The following is a 19,920-nucleotide window of genomic DNA, read 5'->3' on the forward strand; positions in this document are numbered from 1 at the left end:
CCATTCATGGGGAAGGCGGCTTCGCGTGACGGAGAACAGCAGCGAGTCCGGCGGCACCGGCCTGCCGGCCAGCATCGAGGCCGCGTGGGGGCTGCGCGACCGGCCGGTCAAGGGGCCGAAGCCGGGCCTGACGCTGGACCGCATCGTGGCGGCGGCCGTCGCGGTCGCCGCGTCGGAGGGGTTGCCGGCCGTCTCGATGGGCCGCGTCGCCAAGGAGCTGGGCGTCTCCACGATGTCGCTCTACCGCTATGTCTCCGCCAAGGAGGAGCTGTACGTTCTCATGCGGGAGGCGGCCATGGGCGTCCCCGCGCCGCTGCCCGCCCTGGAGGACGGCGCGGGCTGGCGGGAGGCGCTCCGGCAGTGGGCGTGGGCCCAGCGGCGGATGTTCCGGCGCAGCCTGTGGTCCCTGCGCATCCCGATCTCGGGCCCGCCGGCCAGCCCGCATTCGGTCGCCTGGTGGGAGCAGGGCCTCCAGGCGCTGGAGGGCAGCGGGCTGCACGAGGGGGACAAGATCTCCGTCATCCTCCTCGTCGAGGGCTTCGTGCGGAACGAGGCCCTGCTGATGAGTGACCTCGCCGCCGCCGTCGAGGCGAAGGGCGTCCCGGCCCAGGAGGTGATGGCGCAGTGGGAGCGGACGGTGAAACGGCTCGTCGACCCCACCCGTCATCCGGCACTGTCCGCACTGCTGGCCTCCGACGTCATGAGCGGGCCCGACGACGGCGACCACGACTTCGCGTTCGGCCTCGAACGGATCCTCGACGGGGTCGAGGTCCTCATCGGGAAGGGTGCGCCGTCATGACCGCCGAGAGGACCGGCCTGCGGGAACGCAAGAAGCGGCTGACCTACCAGGCGGTCTCCGAAGCGGCGATCTCGATGTTCCTGGAGCGGGGCTTCGACCAGGTCTCGGTGGCCGAGGTGGCGGCGGCGGCCGCCATCTCCAAGCCGACGCTGTTCCGCTACTTCCCGGCCAAGGAGGACCTGGTCCTGCACCGGTTCGCCGATCACGAGGACGAGGCGGCCCGTGTCGTCTCCGCCCGCCCGGACGGCGTCTCCCCCCTGGACGCCCTGCGCCGCCACTTCCTGGACGGCCTGGACCGGCGTGACCCGGTGACCGGACTCTGCGACGTCCCCCAGGTGCTGGCCTTCCACCGGCTGCTCTACGGGACCCCGTCGCTCGTCGCCCGCCTGTACGGGTACCAGAGCCGCTCCGAGGCGGCGCTGGCCCGCGCCCTGGACCCCGGAACCCCGGTGGCGGCGCGGCTCGCGGCGGGCCAGATCATCGCCGTACTGCGGATCCTGGCCCAGGAGAACTGGCGGCGGATCGACGCGGGGGAGAGCGCGGACCAGGTGCACGGGGACGCGGTGGCGTCGGCGGGCCTCGCCTTCGCCCAGTTGGGGAAGGGGCTGTCCGCTCCTTCCCGCAGGTGAGGCCGGGCCCGGTCACCCGGCCGGGCAGCGAGGCCGGACCGGTGCCTGTGTCGGCGACGTCCTCCGGGATCGAGGTCCGGGGTCCGGAATGCGGGGCCCGGGACTGCGGCCGCCGGCCCCGCGCGGCGGTCCTCGGCCCCGTCCGTGTGGTGCGGGGCCCGGAAGTGCCGGTCGGGTGTCGCGTTCTCCGCTCCCGTCCGCCTCACGCACCCCGGTCGGCGTCGCGGGCCGACCGTTCCAGCCGGTCGCGGTGGCCCTGCCAGTAGGCCGCGTCACCGGGCGGCACGGAGCTGTTGTCCTCGCGCATCCCGACGGCGCCGTCGATCAGTTCCCGGACGATGTCGGCGTGCCCGGCGTGCCGATGCGTGTCGGCGATCACGCGCACCACGGCGTGATGCAGCGTCACGCGGGCCCGGTCCTGCGGCCACCACGGCACCGTGCCGACGGTGTCCAGCGGAAGTGCCTCGATCGTCGCGTCCGCATGTGCCCACGCCCGGCGGTAGAGCCCCGTGATCTGCTCACGGCACTCCTCGGCGGTGGCCCACATGTCGGCGTTGGGCTCCGCCCCGTCCGCGACCCACGGCAGCGGCTCGCCGGACGGCCGCCCGAAGGTGTCACCGAGGTACCCCAGTTCCACGCTGGCCACGTGCTTGACCAGGCCCAGAAGGTTCGTGCCGGTCGGCGTCAGCGGGCGCCGGGCGTCGTACTCCGAGAGCCCGTCGAGCTTCCACAGCAGGGCGTCACGCGCCGACTGGAGGGAGAGGCGGAGGTCGGTCCTGGCGTGGGTGACTGTCATGGGACCAGTCTGCTGACGGAACTGTCCCTGTCCACCGACTTGTTCGCCGTCACCCGGAGGGGCGGGAGGGCGGTCCTCCGTGAGTCCGCCGAACGGGAGCGGGCGGCGGCCCTCCGCAGCGGAGGCGATTCACCGGCTCCTGGGGGCAGGGCCCGCGGCGTGAGGCCGTCACTGCTGAACGGCGCTGTGCCGCAGGGTAGTTCGCCGGGCCGGTGGGCGGCTGGACGGCATGGGCGGCGCGCGACGGAGCCCCTCGGCCTGAGCGCTTCGGCTCCCGGGCGGTGGCCGCCGGGCCGCTCCCGGTGAGGTGGAGCGCCGGCGTGCTCTGTCGGCCTGACCTGCCGGCCCCGGCGGCGTTCCGCCGGTCGGTGACCTGCCTCGCGGGGCATCCCGAAGTAGCAGGTACGGCGGACGGGTTCACCGGCTCCGGCAGGGCGGGCGGGGCGTGCGGGGGCCGGTGAACCCCGTCGGCCGTACCGTCCTCATCGCTCCGAGGGACGCCGGGTGAGCACGAGCGGGCCGTCCTCGGTGATGGCGACCGTGTGCTCGGAGTGGGCGGTGCGCGAACCGTCCGCCGAGCGGATCGTCCAGCCGTCCGGGTCGTAGACGATCTTGTCGGTGCCGGCCGCGAACCAGGGCTCGATCGCGATCGTCAGGCCGGGCCGCAGCTTCCAGCCACGGCCGGCGCGGCCGTTGTTGGGGATGTGCAGGTCCTCGTGCATCGTGCGGCCGATGCCGTGACCGCCGAACTCGAGGTTGACCGGATAGCCGTACTCGGCGGCGACCGCGCCGATGGCCGCCGAGATGTCCCCGAGCCTGTTGCCCGGCTGGGCGACCTCGATCGCGGCCTCCAGCGCCACCTCGGTGGCCCGGATCAGCCGCAGGTCCTCCTCGGCCGGGGTGCCGACGACCACGGAGAGCGCCGAGTCCGCGGCCCAGCCGTCGATGCTCACGGCCATGTCCATGGTCAGCAGGTCGCCGTCGCGCAGCTTGTAGCTGTGCGGGAGGCCGTGGAGGACGGCATCGTTGACCGAGAGGCACACGACGTTACGGAACGGGCCCTTGCCGAAGGAGGGCTCGTAGTCCCAGTAGCAGGACTCCGCGCCGCGCTCCTTGATCAGGCGGCGGGCGTGCCGCTCCAGCTCCAGCAGGTTGACCCCCACGGCCGCGAGGTCGCCGAGCTCGGCCAGCACCTGGCCGAGGAACCGGCCCGTGACGTGCATACGCTCGATGTCTGCTGCTGATTTGTGCTCGATCACTGCGATCCTCGATTCCCCGGTGTGCCGACCGGTATATTTATACCAGAGTGGTGGTGGGGTGGTTGCCGCCGGAAATCCTCGGCTCTAGCATGTGCGCATGGTCCGCCATCCGCTCGCCCCCGAACAGATCGAGGCGGGCCGACGCCTCGGAGCCGCGTTGCGTGTCGCACGGGCCGGGCGCAGCCCCGCCGAAGTGGCGCTGGAGGCGGGGATCTCGCCGGAGACGCTCCGCAAGATCGAGACCGGCAGGCTGCCGACGCCCGCGTTCGGCACCATCGTCCGCCTCAGCGAGGTGCTGGGTGTGCCGCTGTCCGAACTAGCCTTCGTCTGGAGCACCGATCCCGCTCTGAGCAAGGCCTCCTAGCGGCGGTTCTCCGCAGCGCCCCCTTCGCCGACCGCTGCGCGTGCTCCGGGTGAGGCCTTCCGGCGGCGGCTGTTTGCCATGTGACAGTCGTGCCGACGCCCGTACCTGCTCCGGGTGAGGCCTTCCGGTGTGGCGGTCGTGCCGCGTGGCATCCCTGCTCATGGCTGCCCCGCTGGATGGTGGTGCGGGACGGCCGCCCGGCTCGCGGGGGTGAGGGTGTCTCCTGGCGCCGCGTCCGGTCGCATGCGGGGGCGTCCGTCGTCAGGGCTCGCGTACGGCGGGAACTGAGCGTCGGGCCGGTGCTTTCTGTCCTTGCCGTTGCTCGTCGGTGCTTGCCGATGCTTGGCGATGCTCGCCGGCCCTGCCTGTTCTTGCCGGTCCCGCCCGCCCTCGCCAGTCCCGCCCGCCCTCGCCGGGCCGCCTGTCCTTGCCGGTCCCGCCTGCCCTTGTCGGCCGTGCCGGCCCTTGCCCGCCCCGCTCACGTGCGGCAGGGCCTCCGCGTCAGGTGACCGGCCGGGTGATCCTGGTGGCCACGGCGTCGAGGACCCAGTCCAGACCCGTCGCGAAGGATGTCTCGGGGTCCACGTCCGCGCCGTCGTGCACGGCCTTCGTCAGGGCCGGGAAGCGGCCCGTGGCCAGCATTCTCGTCACGTGCGGGCCGGAGGCCCGCTGCCAGTCGTGCTTGGACATGCCCGTGGCGCGCTCGGCCCGCAGGTTCGCGATCTCGCGCCTGATCGCGCCGGTGAAGTAGGAGCTGACGGTCTCCACGGCGCGCAGGGCGGTGTCGATGTCGGTGATGCCGTCGAGGGCGGCCAGCGTGGCCTCGCTCACGGCGAGGCCGTTCGGACCCAGGGCGGGGCGGCCGCCGAGCAGGTCGGCCAGCCACGGGTGGCGGAGGGAAGCCTGTCTGGTGCGGTGGGCGAGGGTGTGCAACGCCTCCCGCCAGGTGTCCGGCTGTACTTCGGGGACGATCTCGGCCTGGACCTCGTCCACCATGAGGTCGAACAGCTCCTCCTTGGTGGAGATGTATCCGTACAGCCGCATCGGTCCGGCGTTCAGCCGGCCCGCGACCTTGCGCAGCGACACCGCCTCCAGCCCGCCCTCGTCGGCCAGTGCGATGGCGGCGGCCACGATCCGCTCCCGGTCGAGCGGCGCGGGGCGGGTCGGCGGCTCCGGTCGGTCCCACACAGTCATGGCACCACCGTACTCTTGCGATACGTCGTATATGGTCAATACAGTGTATCGCCATGAGACATCGCATCGCAGTGGTCGGGGGCGGTCCTGCCGGCCTTTCCTTCGCCCGCGTCCTGCACCGCCGCGGCCACCCGGTCACCGTCTTCGAACGTGATCACGCCCCCGGAGCCCGTCCCCCGGGCGGCACGCTGGACCTGCACGAGGGGATGGGCCAGCTCGCGCTGGCCAAGGCGGGGCTGCTGACGGAGTTCCGGGCGCTGTCCCGTCCCGAGGGGCAGGCCATGCGGATCCTGGACGCGGACGGGACCGTCCTGCGCGACTGGCGGCCCGGTCCTGACGACCGCGCCAACCCTGAGATCGACCGCGGGCAACTCCGTGACCTGCTGCTCGGCCCGCTCGACGTCCGGTGGGGACGGGACGTGACGCGGGTGGTGCCGGGGACCCGGGACGGCGTACTGGTCCATTTCGCGGACGGTCGGCAGGAGGCGTTCGACCTCGTGGTCGGCGCGGACGGCGCCTGGTCCCGGACCCGCCCGGCCGTCTCCCCGGTGACGCCGCACTACACCGGCATCACCCTGGTGGAGACCTCCCTGGACGACATCGACGCCCGCCACCCCGACCTCGCCCGGCTGGTCGGTGACGGCTCCGTGGCCGTGTACGGCGTGAACCGGGCCCTCGTCGCCCAGCGCAACAGCGGCGGTCACGTCAAGGTGTACGCCCAGTTCCGCGCCCCGCTGGACCGGCACGCGAACCTGGACCATGCCGACGCCGACGCCGTGCGCTCGTACCTGCTGGCCCTGTTCGACGGCTGGTCCGCCCCCGTCCTCGGCCTCCTGCGGCGCGGCACCGTGTTCGTCCGCCGTCCCCTCCACGTCCTGCCCGTCTCCCACACCTGGACCCACGTCCGCGGGGTGACGCTGCTGGGCGACGCCGCCCATCTGATGCCCCCGCTGGGGGCGGGGGCGAACCTCGGGATGCTGGAGGGTGCCGAACTCGCCGAGGCCGTGGCCGCCTGTTCCGGAGATCCGGACGAGGCCGTCCGCGCCTTCGAGGAACGGATGTGGGCCCGGGCCGGCAGGTGGGCGGAGATCACGACGGAGGGCCTGGAGCGACTGGTGTCCCCGGACCCGGCCGGAGCCCTGGCCCTCTTCGACGCGGTCCAGCCTTCCTGACCGCCGGGCGCGAGGGTGCGGGCGGTCCGCCCCGCCGTTCCGGGCGGAACCGCCGCTGCGGCACCGCCCGTCGTGCGATGGGGTGTCAGCGTGCCGCGAGGCCGGCGAGCCGTTCGGCGGCGGGCTTCGGGTGGGCGAGCCAGCGCAGGTGACTTCCCTCGAGTGTCTGGACGTCGAAGGGGTTGTCGGGTGTCAGCGCGTCCGCTTCGCGGATCATGCGGTCCTGCACGGCGAGCGGCAGGCTGGCGTCGTCGGCCAGCCGCACGTAGGTCCTGGGGATCCGGCCCCAGGTCGCGGCCTGGGCCCGGTCGGCGGACGTGCCGGTGTCGAGGTTCTCGTCGGGCTGGAAGGTGTTCAGGAAGGCCCTGAACTCGTCATCGGTGAGGTCGGCGGCGAGCGCCCTCTTGAACGCGGCGAGCGCTGCCGGGTCGGCGGTGCGGAAGTTGGTCCGGAGGAGGCCGAGTTCGCCCGGGTTCCCGACGAGGGTCGACGCGAAGGCCCCCGCGTCGACGCCAGCCATCTCCGGCTGGGCGTAGTAGTCGCCCACGTCCAGATCGACGGGGCACCAGGCGGAGACGTAGACGATCCGGTCGATCAGCTCGGGGTGGGCGTTGGCGACGGCGGTGGCCGTGATGCCGCCCCGGCTGTGGGAGACCAGGACGGTGGGCCCGTTCCGCTTGGCCTGTTCGAGGGCCTCGATCACCCGGGCGGCGTTGTCGGCGAGCGTGACGCCCTTGATCGCGCCCGGCTCCGCGGCGAGTGCGTCCAGCCGCTGGGGAGCCTGGTAGGCCGCGGGGAAGGTCGCCGCGAATCCGTGCCCCGGAAGGTCGACAGCGGCCGAGCGGTGCCCGAGCAGGGCGAGTTCGGCCTGCAAGGGGGCGAACGAGAACGAGTTCGCGAAGGCCCCGTGGACAAGGACGAAGGTCGGTGGATTCTGCATGCCTCACCCTCCAACAGAAGGATCTTCGGGGCAAGATCGAGGATGCGGAGGCCTTCGATCCGCCCGGCGGAGGTGCCGGTGCGCGATGGGGACGGCGTGGAGGGCAAGGACGGATCGGGTTGCCGTTCCGGCGGGAAGGCGTTCCGGCGGGAAGGCGTTCCCGCCGGCCCAGCGCTTGTGGCGGGCGGATGCGGATGTCGATGTGGAGGGCCGGAGAGGCCGGAGGGGCGGGAGGCGCCGGGGGTGCCGGTGTGCTGAGCCCCGCAACCCTGCGGCGGTGGAACGCCGTTCGCGGGGGAAGCGGTTCCGGCTCGGCGGGCCCTTCTGCCACCGGTCACCGGCTGCGGGGGAGGGGGTGAGGTGAGCCGGACAGCTCATTGGATCAGGTCGGTGTGCGGATGCTCGGGGGAGGCCGGGCAGACGTAGATCTGCATGTTGTCCGTGCTGCCCACTTCCACCCGCGTCGGCTGCGAGGGGTCCTGGCCCGCGTAGTGCCCGTCGGCGAGGGCGGCGGTCTGGTCCTCCCGCGGCGCCCAGCTGTGACCTTCGCCGCCGTCCCACTCCCAGGAAGCGATCGTCAGGAGCGGGACCATCCGCACCTCGCACACCGCGCAGTACCGGGGGTTCGGGTCCGTGCGGCCCCAAGGGGGCCAGCCGCCGACCTTCCAGCCGGGTGCGTTGCCCAGATGGGTGGAGTAGAAGTCGCGCGGATACTCCGCGTAGGAGCTGTCCGCGCCGGCTGCCTGCCACCTGCTCCAGTCCTCCAGCATCCGCCGGAGCTCCGGACTCAGATCCAGACTGTTGGGGTACTCGGTGATCGCTTCCGGCGCCAGCACGCACGGCTCGGGCACATAACCCGGGTAGTCCGCCTCGTACGGTTCCGGTGGCGCGGCCAGGACGTCGCCGACCTCCGTGGCCGACCGCCAGAACAGCGCGGTCGACGGCTTGTAGTCCGGCTCGTGCTCGTACGGGCACCAGAGGATCTGCAACAGGTCGGCCTGCCCGGGCGGCCGCAACAGGGGTATGTCACGCAGGAAGAGCTGAGCCACGGGCACCATCGGGACCGGGCATTCGGCGGGTCCGGGAGGGCCGGCGTCGAGCCGTTCGGAGAGCCGCGCGGCATCACGCTCCTTGAGCGCCTCCTCCTCGGGCGTGAGGGCGGCGGCCCGGCCGTCAGCGCGCCAACGGGACTGCAGGCGTCTGTCGAGCCGCACTTCGGTCGGTGACCGGCGGAACCCACTGTCCACGTGCAGGTGCGCGTCTTCACAGTGTGGCCACGGCTCGCCCGCCGGCCACAGCAACGGCCCGCCGACCGAGCTGTCCCCGGCCGAAGGCGACCCCGGACGCGGATGCAGCCGCGTCGCGGGACGGGCCCACGGCGCCAGCTCCGGGAAGACCGCTGTCACCTCGACGGGCCGCGCCGGAGTAGTGCGTACGAGACTCATGCCGATGATCGTGCCACCCGCTACTGACAGTCCTCGGCCCCCCGGACCCGCGCCCCGAGCGTCCCCGGTCAACTGGTTCCGACGCCCACCGGCCCGGCCGCGGTGACCACGGGCGTCCGAGTGACGTCATCGCGCCACGGTTCCCGCGAGGCCTGGCGACTACGGCCGACCGGTGACAGGGGGTCTGCGCAGTGACAGTCCTCGCTGCGCGGGCGGGGCCGCGAGGGTGGCGCGGAACACTTTTGCAAGCATGCGCTTGCAATAGTTAGCAAGGGTGGGGCACCATCGGGGCATGGCATCACTCAACGTCGGCAATCTCGGCGAGTACCTGCGTGAGCAGCGGCGTACCGCGCAGCTCTCCCTGCGGCAGCTCGCCGACGCCGCCGGGGTGTCCAATCCGTATCTCAGCCAGATCGAACGCGGTCTGCGCAAGCCGAGCGCCGAGGTGCTGCAACAGGTCGCCAAGGCCCTGCGGATCTCGGCCGAGACCCTCTACGTGCGGGCCGGGATCCTCGACGAGCGGGAGCGGGAGGAGCTGGAGACGCGTGCGGTCATACTGGCCGATCCGTCGATCAACGAGCGGCAGAAGAACGTGCTGCTGCAGATCTACGACTCCTTCCGCCGGGAGAACGGATTCGATGTCGCACCCGACACCGGCCCCGAGTCCCACGGTGCCGCCGACGCGGAGAGCAGAATCGACGCCGACGCGGAAAGCGGTACCGGCGAAGCGAACGGTGCCCGTCCGGATGCCCGCGGCCCCCGTACGGCCGGCGGCAGTGATGCAGACCCACCAGTGAACTGACTTCTGATGATCCGGGAGGACCACAGTCATGGCCATCACCGATGACCTGCGCAAGACCCTCACCGACCCCACCCCCCTCTACTTCGCCGCCGGCACGGCCGACCTCGCCGTGGAGCAGGCGCGCAAGGTCCCGGCTCTGATCGAGCAGCTGCGGGCGGAGGCGCCCGAGCGGATCGAGGCGGTGCGCAACACCGACCCGAAGGCCGTTCAGGAGCGTGTCACCACGCAGGCCAAGGAGGCCCAGGCCACCGTGCAGGCGAAGGTGACCGAGGTCTTCGGGACGCTGGACACCGACCTCAAGAAGTGGGGCGAGACGGCCCAGGACCTGGCGCTGCGGAGCGTGGGCGTGGCCGCCGAGTACGCCGTCCGGGCCCGGGAGACGTACGAGAAGGTCGCCGAGCGCGGCGAGCAGAGCGTGCGGACCTGGCGCGGCGGGACGGCCGAGGAGATCGTCGAGATCGCCGCCGTCGTCGAGGCGGAGCCGAAGCCCGTGCCGAAGCAGAAGTCCGAGACGGCCGCCAAGCCGGTGACCCCCGCCCGCCCGGCGGCCACGGCGAAGCCGGCGGCCTCCTCCGCGAAGCCGGTGGCCCCCGCCGCGAAGAAGCCCGCGCCGAAGGCCGCCGAGTCCAAGGCGGCCCCCGCGGCGACGGCGAAGAAGACCGCTCCGGCGCGGAAGCCCGCGGCGAAGAAGCCGACCCCGCCCTCCGCGAAGTAGACGGAAGCTCCCGCGAGCTGGACGGAAGCTTCTGCGAGGTAGAACGGAAGCTCCCGCGAGGGGACAGAGGTCCGCGAGGCCGCCGGAAGCCCGCGCGAGGTTGACGCAAGCCTCTGCGATGCCGGACGGAGGTCCCCCACGGGGACGGAGGTTCTCTACGGGGACGGAGGTCCCCCACGGGGACGGAGGTTCCGGCGCGAGGTCGTCGGAGGCCTCCGCGCCAGGTGGACGCAAGCCTCCGCCAGGCGTCGGAGGCCCCCGCGCCGAGCAGACGCAAGCCTCTGCCAGGCCGCCGGAAGCCTCCGCACCGCGGGCGCGGGTGCCCTGTGACGCAGGCCGATGCGGTTCCAGGATTGACGGGAGAGCGGGCCGGGCACCTTTCGGGGTGCCCGGGTCGTTGTCCCGGTACCTTGGCCGCGAGGCGCTCATCCACTGATTAGGCGGTGTTCACCGTGTTGCTCGAAGCATTCGGCTCGATTCTCCAGCTGCTGTACCTGGCCATGCTCGTCCTGGCTGTGGTCGCGCTGGTCTTCGCCGTGATGGCGCGCGAGGACGCCTACCGGGCCGCGGACAAGCAGAAGAAGTCCTTCTGGCTGATCATCCTCGGGGTCACCGTCTTCGTGAACCTCGTCATTCCGATCCTGTTCCTGCAGATCGCGGGTGTGATCGCGTCCATCGTCTTCATGGTGGACGTGCGTCCGGCGATCAAGGCCGTGTCGGGCGGTGGGAACCGCCGCGGAGGCTCCAGCAGCGACGGACCCTACGGCCCCTACAACGGCGGGCGCTGAGCGCCCGCCGACGAGGCGGCACCGGGGCGGGAGCGCGACGCGCTCCCGCCCCTTCCGCGTATCCGGGTCTCGTCGCGCTCCAGCAGGAGGACCGCCACGTCGTCGGTCAGCTCGCCGCCGTTCAGCTCCTGCACCTGGGTGACGGCGGCCTCCAGCAGGGCCTCACCGCCGAGGCCCTGGTCCAGCCGGCCGTTGACCATCGCGGTCATGCCCTCCTGGCCCAGCCGCTGGGTGCCCTCCGGGCCGACACGCCCCTCGATCAGCCCGTCGGTGTACATCATCAGGCTCCAGGAACCGCCCAGCTCGACCTGGCGGCGCGGCCACCGTGCGTGCGGCAGCAGACCGAGGGCCGGGCCGCCGTCCTCGTACGGGAGCAGGTGCGCCGCCCGTCCCCGGCGCGCGATGAGCGGGGCGGGATGGCCCGCGATGCACAGGCCCGCGCGGCGGCCGTCGGGGGCGATGTCCACGGTGCAGAGCGTCGCGAAGATCTCCTCGCTCTGCCGTTCGTGCTCCAGGACCTGCTGCAACGTCGAGAGCAGGGCGTCGCCGCAGAGACCGGCCAGAGTGAGCGCCCGCCAGGCGATGCGCAGCTCGACGCCGAGCGCCGCCTCGTCGGGGCCGTGCCCGCAGACGTCGCCGATCATCGCGTGGACCGTGCCGTCGGGTGTGCGGACCGTGTCGTAGAAGTCCCCGCCGAGCAGGGCGCGGCTGCGGCCCGGACGGTAGTGGGCGGCGAAGGCGAGGTCGGAGCCGTCGAGGAGCGGGGTGGGCAGCAGTCCGCGCTCCAGGCGGGCGTTCTCCTGGGCGCGCAGCCGGGACTCGGTCAGCTGGTGCTGGGCGGTGTCCGCGCGCTTGCGCTCCACGGCGTACCGGATGGCGCGGCTGAGGAGGCGCCCGTCGAGTTCACCGCGGAAGAGGTAGTCCTGGGCCCCGACACGTACGGCCTCCGCGGCGCGTTCGGCGTCGTCCTCCGCGGTGAGCGCGAGGACGGCGTGACGCGGTGCGACGCGCAGCACGTGCTTGAGGGTGGCGAGCCCGTCCGGGAGGCCGGTCTCCTCGTCGTGGCCCTCGGCGCGTGCGCCGGTGGGCAGGGCGGCCGCCTCCAGGTCGAGGTCGAGGAGGATGCAGTCGACGTCGTCGGTGAGCAGCCGGCCGGCCTCGGTGAGATTACGGGCGGTACGGACGCGGACCTTGGCCCCGGTGGTGGACGACAGCTCGGGAACGGCGAAGGTGCCCGCAGGGTCGTCCTCGATCACCAGGAGTGTGAGGTCGGCGCCGTGAGTGGTCTCCGCAGCGGGAACGGCACGTTGCTGCGGTACGGGTACGGGCATCGATTCGGGTTCCTTCCCTCCCCCCGAGGGCGCGGCAGATCGACGAACGACGAACCGCCGACGGGGACGATAGCGGTCCGTGGCGGGGGAACGGAATGGCGTCCGGTGATCATCCGCCGTCGGATGCGCGGCCATAAGCCGCGTCCCGACACGGATCCGGCGTGATGGGTGCGCGCGAAACGGACATGAGGTCATGACGAACATCACGCACCCGACACGGGTCGCACACATCAGCCGGGCCGCGTGAGCCGGACCGGGTCCCCGCGCCGGGTCAGCCCTGCCGGTCCGCCTCTGCCGAGCCGGGGTGCCCGAGCGGCCTTCCTGGGCCCGGGGCCGCTGATCCATCCCCGCCGGGCCGTGCGAGCCGTGCTGCCTCTGCCGATCCGCCTCCGCCGTGCCGCGTCAGCCACGTAGCCTCAGCCGATCCGCCTCCGCAGTGCCGCGTGGGCCCGGAGTACCTCAGCGGATCCGCGTTCCCGACCCCGCGTTCCCGAGCCCGGGTGCCCGGGTCCGCCGTGTCGCGGCAGACAAGCAGCCTCAGCCGCGCCGTGCCACGTACGTCGTACCGCGTGCGCCGTGCCGCATCCGTCGTGCCGCGCCGGCGAAGCAGTCTCAGCCGATCCGCTTCCGCCGATCCGCCTCCAGCGATCAGCCACCGGCGCATGTTGTCCTCGTGCCGTCCTCCGTCAGCGCCAGGCTCCCAGACCGTGCGGGGATGCCGGGCCGGGCGGCAACGGCCGCCCTTCGCCGGGGCGGCGCCGCGCACGTCCCCTACTTGTCGGGCCGGACCACGCCCAGGATCTGCATCGAGCCCGCGCCCGCCAGGGTGACGTGCCGGCCGGGCCTGGGCGCGTGCACGATCGAGCCGTCGCCGACGTACATCCCGACGTGGCTGGCGTCGCTGTGGTAGATGATCAGGTCGCCGGGGCGCATGTCCTGGATGGGGATACGGGGCAGCTGACGCCACTGCTCCTGGGAGGTCCGGGGGATCGGCCGCTTCGCCGCGGCCCAGGCCTGTGAGGTCAGCCCCGAGCAGTCGTACGAACCGGGACCCTCGGCTCCCCATACGTACGGCTTGCCTATCTGGCCGGTCGCGAACGCCACGGCCTGCTTGCCCGCCGCGCTGGCCTCGCGGTTGATGTCCTTGAGCGCGCCGGACGAGAGCCAGGCGGCCTGCGCCGTGGACGCGGCAGCCTGCTCCAGCTCCAGGAGCCTGGCCCGCTCCTCCTTCGCCAGCTGCGACTCGAGCTTCTCAGCCGCCGCTATCTGGGCGTCGATGCTCTTCTTGGCCTTGGCCTGCTTGACGCGATTCGCCTCGATCTTCTCCCAGTTGAGACTGGCGTCCTGGGTGTACGTCTCCAGGTCCTCCTGGGACTGCTCCAGTTCGGTCAGCATGCCCTTGGCGGCCTGCTGACCCTGCCGGGCCTGGTTGACGCCGTCCATGAAGAGGTCCGGATCGCCGCTCAGCACCAGCTGCGTACCCGGGGGCAGCCCGCCGTTGCGGTACTGCTCGCGGGCCTGGGCGCCCGCCCTGTCCTTCAGCTCGGCGATCTTCGCCTGCCCGTCGGCGATGGCCTTGGTCAGCCGGACGATCTCGCCCGACTGCTTCTCGGCCTGCTCCTCGGCGAGGTTGTACGCGTCCGTCGCCGCCCCGGCCTTGCGGTAGAGGAGGTCGATCTCCTCGCGCACCTCCTCCAGGCTCTTCTTCGCCGCGGCGGGAGCGGTCGCCGTCGGGCCGGGCTCCGGCACCGGAGCGGCCATGGCCTGGACCGGCGCGGTCAGCAGGGCCAGCGCGCAGACCAAAGTGATCGCGGCAGCGGCACAGTGGCGTCGGTCCACAAGCTCCCCCTCCGGGCGAAAGGCAACGAAAGCCATATCGCGTACATCTGACTTACCGTCAGTAACGTTCAGGTGACGACGCGATCGTGCCATGTCGTCCCGTAAAGCGACAGAGGTCCGCGCCACCTCCCCCTCACACAAGGGACGAACGGTGATCCACCGGTGTTCCCGGCCCCGGCCCGGCCCCGGCCCGGCCCCGGCCCGGCCCCGGCCCGGCCCCGGCCCGGCCCCGGCCCGGCCCCGGCCCGGCCCCGGCCCGGACGCGGCCCGGACGCGGCCCGGACCCGGACCGGACGCGAACCGGACGCGAACCCCGATGCGAACTCCGACTCGGGGCCGGACGCGAACCAGGACTCGGACCCGTCCGTACATGGGCAGGAGTCGGACCCACCCGTACATGGGCAGGACTCGCGCCCGCCCGGACCCACCTGGTCCCGGACCTGATCCGGCATCGCACGCCCCCGCGCGTCGGCCCCGTTCACCCGGTGGCCGGGCGCAGCGCCGACCAGCGCACCGTGATCTCGCCCTGCCGCCAGCGCCGTACCCCGTCCGTCAGGGGCCAGTCGGCGGACACCGCGCGGGCCGCCGCGATCCAGCGCTGCCGCGCTCCCAGCGACGCGTACGGGGAGGCCGTGGCCCAGGCCCGGTCGAGGTCCCGCAGGAAGGCGTGCACGGGTTCGCCCGGCACGTTGCGGTGGATCAGGGCCTTCGGGAGGCGCTCGGCCAGGTCCGAAGGGCGCTCCAGCGAGCCGAGCCGCGTCGCGAAGGTGACCGTGCGCGGGCCCTCGGGGCCGAGGGCGACCCACACGTGCCGGCGGCCGAACTCGTCGCAGGTGCCCTCGACCAGCAGCCCTCCGGGGGCGAGCCGCGCGCACAGCCGCTGCCAGACCGCGGCGACCTCTCCCTCGTCGTACTGGCGCAGCACGTTCGCGGCCCGGATGAGGGCGGGGCGGCCGGGTGTGGGGATCTCGAAGCCGCCGTGCACGAAGGTGAGGCCCTCGCGCTCGTACGGCTGCGCCGCCGCGACCCGCGCGGGGTCGATCTCGATGCCCACCACGGCCGTACGCGGTTCGGCGGTACGCAGCCGCTCCAGCAGTTCGACGGCGGTCCAGGGCGCGGCGCCGTAGCCGAGGTCGACCGCGAGGGGCGCATCGCTGCGGCGCAGGGCGGGGCCGTGCGTGGCGGCGATCCAGCGGTCCATGCGGCGCAGCCGGTTGGGGTTGGTCGTCCCGCGGGTCGCGGTGCCGATGGGGCGCTGGTGCATGGAGGGAGCGTATGCGAAGGACCGGTCAGCACACGTGTGACCTGGGAGGCGCCCTCCGGCACGCCGGAGGGATCGCAATTATTTGGCAAAGTGGAAATGAAAGGCAGAGTTCCGCTGTTCAGGAGCTTCGAAGGGGCCGTGCGCCCCGGACGTGTCATGCCCTGAGCGAGGAGGAGCGGACCCGTGAGCCAGTACGTCTCCCGGCTCGGCAGCAGCCGTGCGGCACCCCGTATCCGCTTCCCGGGCGGGTTCGCCGGAGTCCGCAAGCCTCGCCGGGTGGCGATGCTCTCGGTGCACACCTCGCCCCTGCACCAGCCCGGTACCGGCGACGCGGGCGGTATGAACGTCTACATCGTGGAGCTGGCCCGGCGCCTCGCCGCGATCGGCATCGAGGTCGAGATCTTCACGCGGGCCACCACCGGCGGGCTGGCCCCGACCGTCGAGCTGGCGCCCGGAGTGCTCGTACGGCACATCGACGCGGGGCCGTACGAAGGCCTCGCCAAGGAGGAGCTGCCCGCCCAGCTCTGTGCCTTCACCCATGGCGTCATGCAGGCCTGGGCGGGACACCGGCCCGGGTACTACGACCTCGTTCACTCCCACTACTGGCTCTCCGGCCAGGTCGGCTGGCTCGCCGCCCAGCGCTGGGGCGTCCCCCTCGTGCACGCCATGCACACCATGGCCAAGGTCAAGAACGCCTCGCTCGCCGAAGGGGACACCCCCGAGCCCGCCGCGCGGGTCATCGGCGAGACGCAGATCGTGCACGCCTCCGACCGGCTCATCGCGAACACCGCCGGCGAGGCCGACGAACTCATCAGCTTCTACGAGGCGGACCCGGCATCGGTCGCCGTCGTGCACCCCGGGGTCAACCTGGACCGGTTCCGCCCCGGCGACGGCCGCGCCGCCGCACGCGCCCGCCTCGGTCTGCCGCAGGACGCCCTGATTCCGCTGTTCGCGGGCCGTATCCAGCCGCTCAAGGCCCCTGACGTGCTGCTCCGTGCCGTCGCCGTCCTCCTGGACCGTGACCCGACCCTGCGCTCACGCATCGTCGTCCCCGTCGTCGGAGGCCCCAGCGGCAGCGGGCTCGCCAAGCCGGAGGGCCTGCAGAAGCTGGCCGCGAGGCTGGGCATCGCCGATGTCGTACGGTTCCACCCGCCGGTCGGCCAGGACCAGCTCGCGGACTGGTTCCGGGCGGCGTCCGTGCTGGTCATGCCCTCGTACAGCGAGTCCTTCGGGCTCGTCGCCATCGAGGCGCAGGCGGCCGGCACCCCGGTCGTCGCGGCGGCCGTGGGCGGCCTGCCGGTCGCGGTGCGGGACGGGGTCAGCGGTTTCCTGGTCCCCGGCCACGAGCCGGAGGCGTACGCGCAGGCGCTGGGCCGGTTTGCCGACAGCGCCGATCTGGCCTCCCGGATGGGCGAGGCCGCTGCCGCGCACGCGCAGTCGTTCGGCTGGGACACCGCGGCGTCGGCCACCGCGGACGTGTACACGGCAGCCCTGCACGACCACCGGCGCAGGGCTCGTTCGCATCACGGGTGAGGGAACGCGGGGTTCGGTCGCACCGCGGGTGAGGGGACGCGAGGTTTGGTCGCACCACGGGTGAAGGGCGGGGTTCGTTCGCACCACGGGTGACGTGGCGCAGGGTCTGTTCGCACCACGGGCGAGGGGGCGGTGGCCGGTCACCCCACGGTTGTGAGGGATGCGTAGCCGGTCCGCGATGCCGCCGCCGCGCCCTGTGCGCCGTGCCACGGACTCCCGGCCCTGAGGCCCCCTGGCACCCCGGAGGTGCCTGGGCTCCCCGGGGGGGGCCTGGGGTTCCCCGGCGGTCCCCTGGGCTCCCGGCCCTGGGATACGCACCGTGGGAGACCCAGGAGACCCAGGAGACCCAGGAGATCCAGGGGATCCACGGGATCCTTGGGATCCCCTGGGTCCCGGGCTCTGGGCTGAGCGCCAGGACGCCTTGTCGTACGCTCGCACCATGGCTGACGTATCCGACGAGGCAGCAGCGGCGCAGGTCATCGAGGCGACGCTGGACGACGCGGAGCTCGAATGGGAGAGCCCGCAGCCCGGCAGCTACGTCGTGAAGCTGCCCGGTACGCGGAAGCTGTCCACGACCTGTTCCCTGCTCGTCGGGCAGCACTCCCTCTCCCTCAACGCGTTCGTCATCCGGCACCCCGACGAGAACGACGCCGCCGTGCACCGCTGGCTCCTGGAGCACAACCTCCGCCTGTTCGGGGTGAGTTACGCCATCGACCAGCTCGGCGACATCTATCTCGTCGGCAGGCTCCCGCTCTCGGTCGTCACCCCCGGCGAGCTGGACAGGCTGCTGGGCGCGGTCCTGGAGGCGGCGGACGGTGCCTTCAACCCGCTGCTCGAACTGGGCTTCGCGAGCGCCATCCGCAAGGAGTACGCCTGGCGGGTCGAACGCGGTGAGTCCACGCGCAATCTGGATGCCTTCACGCATCTCACGCAGCGCCCGTCCTGAGAGAGCGGCGGACCACCGGTTACGACCCGGCGGGCCACCGGCTACGCCCCGGCTACATGCGGGCGGGTCGTCGGCAACCCCCGGGCGGGCCACCGGCCACCCCCGGGCAGGCCCTCGGCTACAGCTCCTCCAGCGCGGCGACGAGCCGGGGTGCAACCGCCTCCCACGTCCCGGCGACCTCCTCGGAGCCGTAGCCCCGGGGAACGGTCTCGGTGAGCATGATCAGGTAGAGGTAGCCGCGGTACAGGCCGAGACGGCGCCGCAGGGACGGTGTGAACACGACCGGCGAGCCCGTGGCACCGGCGTACCCGGCCAGGAAGTCCAGGTCCGCCTCCGGGTCGCCGAACAAGGACGTGGAAACGAGATCGGCGACCGGATCGCCCCAGAACATCCGCTCGCCGTCGATGATCCCGCCGACGCGCCGGGCACCGGGCTCCCCGGTCACCAGGAGATTTCCCTGCCACAGGTCGAAGTGGACCAGGGCGGGCCGGGTCACCTCGTCCAGCACGTCCGAGGCCCCGGCGAGTACCTCGCGTATCCGGTCCACCGGCAGCGGCAGTCTCGCTCCGTACCCTTCGGCGTCCCTGAGCACGGCGTCGGTCATGGCGGTGAACGCCTCGCGCCAGGTGGCGGAGAGGGGCCCCAGTGCTCCGCCGGGATACCCGAACCCGGGGCCCGTGACACGGTGCAGCCGTCCGACGATTCCACCGAACTCCGCACGCAGCCCACGGGTCTCATCGGGCGTCAGTCCGTCGCCGATCGCGCTCCAGGCACGCCCGGGGCGGGCGGTCATCACGATGTACGCCCCTGTCGGCGCCCCGGGGTCCAGCTCGCTGTGCACCACCCGGGGGATCGTGGCGCCGGCTTCGGCGGCGGCGTCGTAGAAGGTGACCTCGTTGACGAGCAGATGCTGTTCGTAGCTCAGACCGGCGCTGTGTGCGGGAGGTACCTTCACCACCCACTGTCCGCCGTCCCCGAAGGTCACGCGTGTGACGGTGTTGTACGTACCCCCGGTGAGCGGTTCGAGCGATACGGGCGCGGGGGCGCCGACGGCTTCGAGTACGGCTGTGGTCGCGTCGACAGGCACGGGCGGGGCCTCCCAGGGGCCGGCGGCGTACCGGCCGCCGCACAGGGCATTCACAGCGTGATCACAACGAAGTCACGATCACATCCCGTGAGCGCACGAAACGATCATCGGACAGTTGTCCGATCGTAGAGTGTGTCGCACCGTGACAGCCCTCCCGCGTCAGTCCTGAATTCCGCGACGGGACAACGCTGTTGCTCCTACCGACGAGAGATGAACGAACCATGCGCGCCACCTCCCTACGCCGTACCGCTCTCGCCGCCGCAGTGGCGTCCCTGGCCCTGCTCGCGACCGCCTGCGGCGGCTCGGACTCCGACAGCAAGGGTGACGCCGGCGCCCCGGCCGCCAAGGACGACGCGTCCTCCGCGCCGGCGGCGGTCAAGGCGCTGACGTCGGCGGAGCTGGAGAAGGTGTCGCTGGAGCAGGGCGACCTCGCGGGCCACAAGGTCACGAAGACCGGCCCGGAGGACATCGCCAAGCCCGACGAGGTCGCCGTGGACAAGAAGGAGTGCGAGCCCATCGGGTACGCGTTCTACGGGGTGAAGCGGGGCGACCCGGTCGGGAACGCCGGGCGCAAGGCCGTCCAGGAGCCGAAGAAGGACGAGAAGGCCGACCCCGAGGACCTGCTCGCCGGCATGCTCGACGTGACGTCGTCGCTGGTCACGCTCGCCTCGTACGAGGGGGACGGCGCGGCGAAGAACCTCGCCGAGCTCCGCGAGTCCGCGGCGGCGTGTGCGACCGGTGGCTTCACCCTGAGCATGAAGGGCTCGAAGCAGAAGGTCACCAAGCTGACCGAGGAGAAGGTGACGGGCGGCGAGGAGGCCCTCGCCTGGCGGGTGCAGATGGGGGAGGGCGACGAGGCGGCCCCCTTCAAGCTGGTGACCCTGCGTCAGGGGGGCACGGTCGCCACGTTCTTCTCGTTCAACCTCGGCAAGACGGGCGCCGACGCCGACTTCGCGCTCCCGACCGCGCTGGTCGACGCCCAGGCCAAGAAGCTCGGCTGAGCCCTCGGCCACCTCT

General features: G+C 72.5%; 19 protein-coding genes. 10 read left to right on the forward strand and 9 right to left on the reverse strand.

Translation table 11 applies throughout. The annotated features are described in order from the left end of the window. Positions 1-25 precede the first annotated feature (25 nt). Positions 26-799 (forward strand): TetR/AcrR family transcriptional regulator, encoded by a 774-nt coding sequence (locus ACFVS9_RS06500; RefSeq protein WP_383115734.1) that lies wholly within the window; start codon positions 26-28, stop codon positions 797-799. Continuing rightward, positions 796-1,428, forward strand: a complete 633-nt coding sequence (locus ACFVS9_RS06505) for a TetR family transcriptional regulator (RefSeq protein WP_389930551.1) — start codon at positions 796-798, stop codon at positions 1,426-1,428. Before ACFVS9_RS06500 ends, ACFVS9_RS06505 begins: the two co-directional genes overlap by 4 nt. Before the next feature lie 202 nt (positions 1,429-1,630). Here the strand turns inward: ACFVS9_RS06505 and ACFVS9_RS06510 are convergent, their stop codons facing one another. Next, complete coding sequence (locus tag ACFVS9_RS06510) at positions 1,631-2,224, reverse strand: DinB family protein (RefSeq protein WP_389930554.1); 594 nt, start codon at positions 2,222-2,224, stop codon at positions 1,631-1,633. A 482-nt stretch (positions 2,225-2,706) separates the two neighbouring features. Next, entirely contained in the window at positions 2,707-3,483 is a 777-nt protein-coding gene (gene map / locus ACFVS9_RS06515; protein WP_383115731.1) for a type I methionyl aminopeptidase, read from the reverse strand. 97 nt (positions 3,484-3,580) lie between these two features. Between map and ACFVS9_RS06520 the strand changes: the two genes are divergently transcribed. Next, entirely contained in the window at positions 3,581-3,847 is a 267-nt protein-coding gene (locus ACFVS9_RS06520) for a helix-turn-helix transcriptional regulator (protein WP_383115730.1), read from the forward strand. 501 nt (positions 3,848-4,348) lie between these two features. On the opposite strand, the gene ACFVS9_RS06525 is transcribed toward ACFVS9_RS06520, so the two are convergent. Then, on the reverse strand, positions 4,349-5,041 hold the full coding sequence (locus ACFVS9_RS06525) for a TetR/AcrR family transcriptional regulator (protein ID WP_389930557.1): 693 nt from the start codon (positions 5,039-5,041) through the stop codon (positions 4,349-4,351). Between the two features lie 53 nt (positions 5,042-5,094). Here ACFVS9_RS06525 and ACFVS9_RS06530 point away from each other — a divergent pair, with 53 nt between their 5' ends. Beyond that, the gene (locus tag ACFVS9_RS06530; protein WP_383115728.1) at positions 5,095-6,213 is read left to right on the forward strand and encodes an FAD-dependent oxidoreductase; all 1,119 of its coding nucleotides are present in this window, start codon (positions 5,095-5,097) and stop codon (positions 6,211-6,213) included. Between the two features lie 85 nt (positions 6,214-6,298). On the opposite strand, the gene ACFVS9_RS06535 is transcribed toward ACFVS9_RS06530, so the two are convergent. Both ACFVS9_RS06535 and ACFVS9_RS06540 read right to left on the reverse strand, forming a co-directional pair. Continuing rightward, on the reverse strand, positions 6,299-7,153 hold the full coding sequence (locus ACFVS9_RS06535; RefSeq protein WP_383115727.1) for an alpha/beta fold hydrolase: 855 nt from the start codon (positions 7,151-7,153) through the stop codon (positions 6,299-6,301). Between the two features lie 374 nt (positions 7,154-7,527). After that, entirely contained in the window at positions 7,528-8,598 is a 1,071-nt protein-coding gene (locus ACFVS9_RS06540) for a hypothetical protein (RefSeq protein ID WP_389930561.1), read from the reverse strand. A gap of 292 nt (positions 8,599-8,890) precedes the next feature. On the opposite strand from ACFVS9_RS06540, the gene ACFVS9_RS06545 reads away from it, so the two are divergent. From ACFVS9_RS06545 to ACFVS9_RS06555, 3 genes are all read left to right on the forward strand, one after another. After that, complete coding sequence (locus ACFVS9_RS06545; protein WP_383115725.1) at positions 8,891-9,400, forward strand: helix-turn-helix domain-containing protein; 510 nt, start codon at positions 8,891-8,893, stop codon at positions 9,398-9,400. Between the two features lie 28 nt (positions 9,401-9,428). Beyond that, a complete protein-coding gene (locus tag ACFVS9_RS06550) occupies positions 9,429-10,115 on the forward strand; it encodes a hypothetical protein (protein WP_389930564.1) in 687 nt (228 codons plus the stop codon). A gap of 452 nt (positions 10,116-10,567) precedes the next feature. Further along, entirely contained in the window at positions 10,568-10,903 is a 336-nt protein-coding gene (locus ACFVS9_RS06555; protein ID WP_383115723.1) for a DUF2516 family protein, read from the forward strand. Here ACFVS9_RS06555 and ACFVS9_RS06560 read toward each other — a convergent pair. From ACFVS9_RS06560 to ACFVS9_RS06570, 3 genes are all read right to left on the reverse strand, one after another. Next, positions 10,885-12,234, reverse strand: a complete 1,350-nt coding sequence (locus ACFVS9_RS06560) for a PP2C family protein-serine/threonine phosphatase (protein WP_383115722.1) — start codon at positions 12,232-12,234, stop codon at positions 10,885-10,887. The two genes, ACFVS9_RS06555 and ACFVS9_RS06560, sit on opposite strands and share 19 nt — an antisense overlap. Before the next feature lie 771 nt (positions 12,235-13,005). Further along, positions 13,006-14,073: an NlpC/P60 family protein gene (locus ACFVS9_RS06565; RefSeq protein ID WP_389930567.1), complete on the reverse strand. Its 1,068-nt coding sequence runs from the start codon at positions 14,071-14,073 to the stop codon at positions 13,006-13,008. Between the two features lie 478 nt (positions 14,074-14,551). Continuing rightward, positions 14,552-15,337, reverse strand: a complete 786-nt coding sequence (locus ACFVS9_RS06570; protein ID WP_389930570.1) for a class I SAM-dependent methyltransferase — start codon at positions 15,335-15,337, stop codon at positions 14,552-14,554. Between the two features lie 183 nt (positions 15,338-15,520). On the opposite strand from ACFVS9_RS06570, the gene mshA reads away from it, so the two are divergent. Both mshA and ACFVS9_RS06580 read left to right on the forward strand, forming a co-directional pair. Continuing rightward, the gene (gene mshA, locus ACFVS9_RS06575) at positions 15,521-16,870 is read left to right on the forward strand and encodes a D-inositol-3-phosphate glycosyltransferase (protein ID WP_383115719.1); all 1,350 of its coding nucleotides are present in this window, start codon (positions 15,521-15,523) and stop codon (positions 16,868-16,870) included. Between the two features lie 439 nt (positions 16,871-17,309). Beyond that, entirely contained in the window at positions 17,310-17,816 is a 507-nt protein-coding gene (locus ACFVS9_RS06580; protein ID WP_383115718.1) for a YbjN domain-containing protein, read from the forward strand. Positions 17,817-17,934: 118 nt separating this feature from the next. Here ACFVS9_RS06580 and ACFVS9_RS06585 read toward each other — a convergent pair whose 3' ends face one another. After that, the gene (locus tag ACFVS9_RS06585) at positions 17,935-18,903 is read right to left on the reverse strand and encodes a phosphotransferase family protein (RefSeq protein WP_389930574.1); all 969 of its coding nucleotides are present in this window, start codon (positions 18,901-18,903) and stop codon (positions 17,935-17,937) included. 221 nt (positions 18,904-19,124) lie between these two features. Here ACFVS9_RS06585 and ACFVS9_RS06590 point away from each other — a divergent pair, with 221 nt between their 5' ends. After that, positions 19,125-19,904, forward strand: a complete 780-nt coding sequence (locus tag ACFVS9_RS06590) for a hypothetical protein (protein WP_383115716.1) — start codon at positions 19,125-19,127, stop codon at positions 19,902-19,904. The last annotated feature ends 16 nt before the right edge of the window (positions 19,905-19,920 follow it).

The organism is Streptomyces sp. NPDC058008 (assembly GCF_042886395.1).
In the GTDB taxonomy this organism is placed as follows: Bacteria; Actinomycetota; Actinomycetes; order Streptomycetales; family Streptomycetaceae; genus Streptomyces.

Coding starts and splice junctions, on each gene's coding strand:
- ACFVS9_RS06505 (WP_389930551.1), top strand. CDS start 796: ATGACCGCCGAGAGGACCGGCCTGCGGGAACGCAAGAAGCGGCTGACC.
- ACFVS9_RS06510 (WP_389930554.1), bottom strand. CDS start 2,224: ATGACAGTCACCCACGCCAGGACCGACCTCCGCCTCTCCCTCCAGTCG.
- ACFVS9_RS06520 (WP_383115730.1), top strand. CDS start 3,581: ATGGTCCGCCATCCGCTCGCCCCCGAACAGATCGAGGCGGGCCGACGC.
- ACFVS9_RS06525 (WP_389930557.1), bottom strand. CDS start 5,041: ATGACTGTGTGGGACCGACCGGAGCCGCCGACCCGCCCCGCGCCGCTC.
- ACFVS9_RS06530 (WP_383115728.1), top strand. CDS start 5,095: ATGAGACATCGCATCGCAGTGGTCGGGGGCGGTCCTGCCGGCCTTTCC.
- ACFVS9_RS06535 (WP_383115727.1), bottom strand. CDS start 7,153: ATGCAGAATCCACCGACCTTCGTCCTTGTCCACGGGGCCTTCGCGAAC.
- ACFVS9_RS06540 (WP_389930561.1), bottom strand. CDS start 8,598: ATGAGTCTCGTACGCACTACTCCGGCGCGGCCCGTCGAGGTGACAGCG.
- ACFVS9_RS06545 (WP_383115725.1), top strand. CDS start 8,891: ATGGCATCACTCAACGTCGGCAATCTCGGCGAGTACCTGCGTGAGCAG.
- ACFVS9_RS06550 (WP_389930564.1), top strand. CDS start 9,429: ATGGCCATCACCGATGACCTGCGCAAGACCCTCACCGACCCCACCCCC.
- ACFVS9_RS06560 (WP_383115722.1), bottom strand. CDS start 12,234: ATGCCCGTACCCGTACCGCAGCAACGTGCCGTTCCCGCTGCGGAGACC.
- ACFVS9_RS06570 (WP_389930570.1), bottom strand. CDS start 15,337: ATGCACCAGCGCCCCATCGGCACCGCGACCCGCGGGACGACCAACCCC.
- ACFVS9_RS06580 (WP_383115718.1), top strand. CDS start 17,310: ATGGCTGACGTATCCGACGAGGCAGCAGCGGCGCAGGTCATCGAGGCG.
- ACFVS9_RS06590 (WP_383115716.1), top strand. CDS start 19,125: ATGCGCGCCACCTCCCTACGCCGTACCGCTCTCGCCGCCGCAGTGGCG.